Annotated in this window: 4 protein-coding genes; 3 read left to right on the forward strand and 1 reads right to left on the reverse strand. The window is 54.7% G+C overall.

All coding sequences use genetic code 11. From position 1 onward, the window contains the following. From HMPREF0178_RS12785 to HMPREF0178_RS12795, 3 genes are all read left to right on the forward strand, one after another. Positions 1–1,186 (forward strand): tail fiber protein (locus HMPREF0178_RS12785; RefSeq protein WP_009368467.1); only part of this gene is annotated, 1,186 nt, incomplete at its 5' end. A gap of 2 nt (positions 1,187–1,188) precedes the next feature. After that, positions 1,189–1,752, forward strand: a complete 564-nt coding sequence (locus tag HMPREF0178_RS12790) for a hypothetical protein (RefSeq protein WP_009368468.1) — start codon at positions 1,189–1,191, stop codon at positions 1,750–1,752. After that, positions 1,749–1,997 (forward strand): hypothetical protein, encoded by a 249-nt coding sequence (locus tag HMPREF0178_RS12795; RefSeq protein WP_009368469.1) that lies wholly within the window; start codon positions 1,749–1,751, stop codon positions 1,995–1,997. Before HMPREF0178_RS12790 ends, HMPREF0178_RS12795 begins: the two co-directional genes overlap by 4 nt. Positions 1,998–2,070: 73 nt before the next feature. On the opposite strand, the gene HMPREF0178_RS22605 is transcribed toward HMPREF0178_RS12795, so the two are convergent. Then, positions 2,071–2,305 (reverse strand): hypothetical protein (locus HMPREF0178_RS22605; protein WP_232281273.1); only part of this gene is annotated, 235 nt, incomplete at its 5' end.

Consider the following 2,305-nt stretch of genomic DNA (forward strand, 5'->3'; position numbering starts at 1 on the left):
CGTACTAGAAGTAAGAGATAATAGATCGGCAAGTTTTGTGTCTTCATTTGCGAGATTAATGCAACGTCTCACTATTATAGGTGGTGCTACTCGTGCGGATTCCGCACGTATCTTTGTGCGCACTCAGTCGTGGGGCGTAACCCGTGAGTGGTTTCCGTGGGTCGAATTGGTTTCGTACAACAAATTCGGCGACGGTTTCCGCAACACCAACGGCATCATCTCCGTCCCCGAATACGATGGTGCAACGGCATCGACTGCCGGGACGAGCGGCCTTGTGCCGCCCGCAACCGCCGGGCAGCAGGAAAGCTTTTTGACCGGAAGCGGGGAGTACAAGCCCGCGCTCACCAAGATTTCGGACAGCGTGAGTCTGGCGGATTCGACGACGGCGGCGTCCGCCAAGGCCGTAAAGACGGCCTATGACCGGGGGACTGCCGGGGTTACTGCGGCGAATGGCAAACTGTCTTTGTCTGGCGGCATGATGACCGGGCGTATCGGTGGCCTTCAAGGGAACTACAATGCCGATGCGAGTTCAAGGTATGCAACCGGCGCTCTCGAAATACGGGAAAATGGAGGCGTAGGGAATACGCAATCAGACATAGCCTATGCTCCGACAATCGGCTTTCATTGGGCGAATAGAGCTGCGGGCCTGCTTGCGCTGAGAAGCGACGGTATATTTTCCTTTTTGAAACAGGATGGCAGCAGAGCGGTTGTTGATTGCGATGTCCCGTATGCAACTGCGGCAAACAAGCTCCGCAGGGAAGGGGGTGTCGATACAAGCTGGTATTGGAATGGTCAGGGAGGCCAACCCGGTTGGCTGTGGGGAGGCAATGACGGCGTCAACATGTACGTCTACAACCCCGCCAATTTCAGCGTGAACTATGCCAATTCCGCTGGTGGAGCACGAACAGTCAGTATCAATTATGCAGCTTATAATGATTTTCCCCTTAATGCCAATTTTACCATGCCGTTCGATGGCCTTGCGGTTATCTTCGTAACCGGATCAGGCTGGGGGCATATCAAGCTTTTTGTTAACGGGGCGGAGGTAAGCAGGGCAAGGATGTACGGGGAAGACAGCGCAAACCCCTGTGATTCTCCTTCCGCGTTTCTCAGATCCGGAATTGTCGTTCAAGGGCAAGTTAATGGCTCTCGCATTTCAGGCGTAGTAAGATGTTTCCCCGGAGCGTAGTCATGATTTATATCAAAAAAGAAGAAGATGTGGCTGTGGCGTATTGTGATGTGGGAACGCTTGAAGCCATTACTCAATCAAGAGAAGCAGATCTCGTCGTATCTGATGCGGAGTGGGCGAAGGCTGGATTTCATGCGTATATCGACAACACCGGAAAGGTAGTTCTTGGTTATCCCGCCTTGACGCTCAATGAGCTGAAAGAAGAAAAAAAGGCACAAATCGACGCGGAAACGTCCGCCGCCATCCTTGCCGGGTTCGACTATGCTGTGGACGGCGTGACCTACCATTTCAGCTACGCGCTTGATGATCAGCAGAACTTTTCCGACACAGCGAACGTCTGCATCATGAAACAGGCGGGGATGCCGGGCCTGCCCGACTCCGTAATGTGGAACGCCTACAGGGTGCCGGGGGGTGAGCTTGAGCGTTTGACGTTCGACGCATCGGGCTTCCTCGCGCTCTATGCTGGCGGGGCCATGCGGCACAAGAACGGGACGATGCAGCGCGGCGGGGAACGTAAGGCGGCTGTGGAGGCCGCGACCACGCCAGAAGAGGTTGAAGCCGCATGACATACGGAAAGCGAACGTTGATCGCCGTCGACCAGCTCATCAATACGCTCCTCGGCGGCTGGCCGGACGAAACCCTGTCCTCGCGCTGTTACCGTTGGGCGCGGGACGGGGTGAGGGCATGGCCCCGGCGCGTGGTGGACGGGCTGTTCTTCTGGCAGAGGGAACACTGCAAAAGCAGTTATGAGAGCGAGAGGGAGGGGAGGCAGTCTCCGCCGGAGTTAAGAGAGAAAAAGGCTATTCTATAAATAATAAGAAAGAATTGCCCTATTCCATCCCATACAGTATCCTCCTTCCCAAAGAAGGAGAGGGGCCATGCCACTACCTATGCCAGAGGAAGAGGAAAAGTTTCGCTGTCCGCACGGTGAACGTAATCAAGCGTTGATGCTCTGCTCGCTTAATTGTGATTTGTCCGGTGCTCATCCCGATAGAAAGGCGAAAGCGGATGGTCGGTTTATCATCACGCCGTGGTGGTGTCTGCATAAGTGCAAGTGGCTCCCGGAACATCGAGACGAGGTTCGATTCGCAGCGAAGAAGTCGGACTAAAGACACAAAA

The organism is Bilophila sp. 4_1_30, from assembly GCF_000224655.1.
Classification (GTDB): domain Bacteria; phylum Desulfobacterota; class Desulfovibrionia; order Desulfovibrionales; family Desulfovibrionaceae; genus Bilophila; species Bilophila wadsworthia.

Bases quoted from the DNA above. Each gene is read 5' to 3' on its own strand.
- HMPREF0178_RS12795 (WP_009368469.1), top strand. From the start codon at position 1,749: ATGACATACGGAAAGCGAACGTTGATCGCCGTCGACCAGCTCATCAAT.
- HMPREF0178_RS12790 (WP_009368468.1), top strand. From the start codon at position 1,189: ATGATTTATATCAAAAAAGAAGAAGATGTGGCTGTGGCGTATTGTGAT.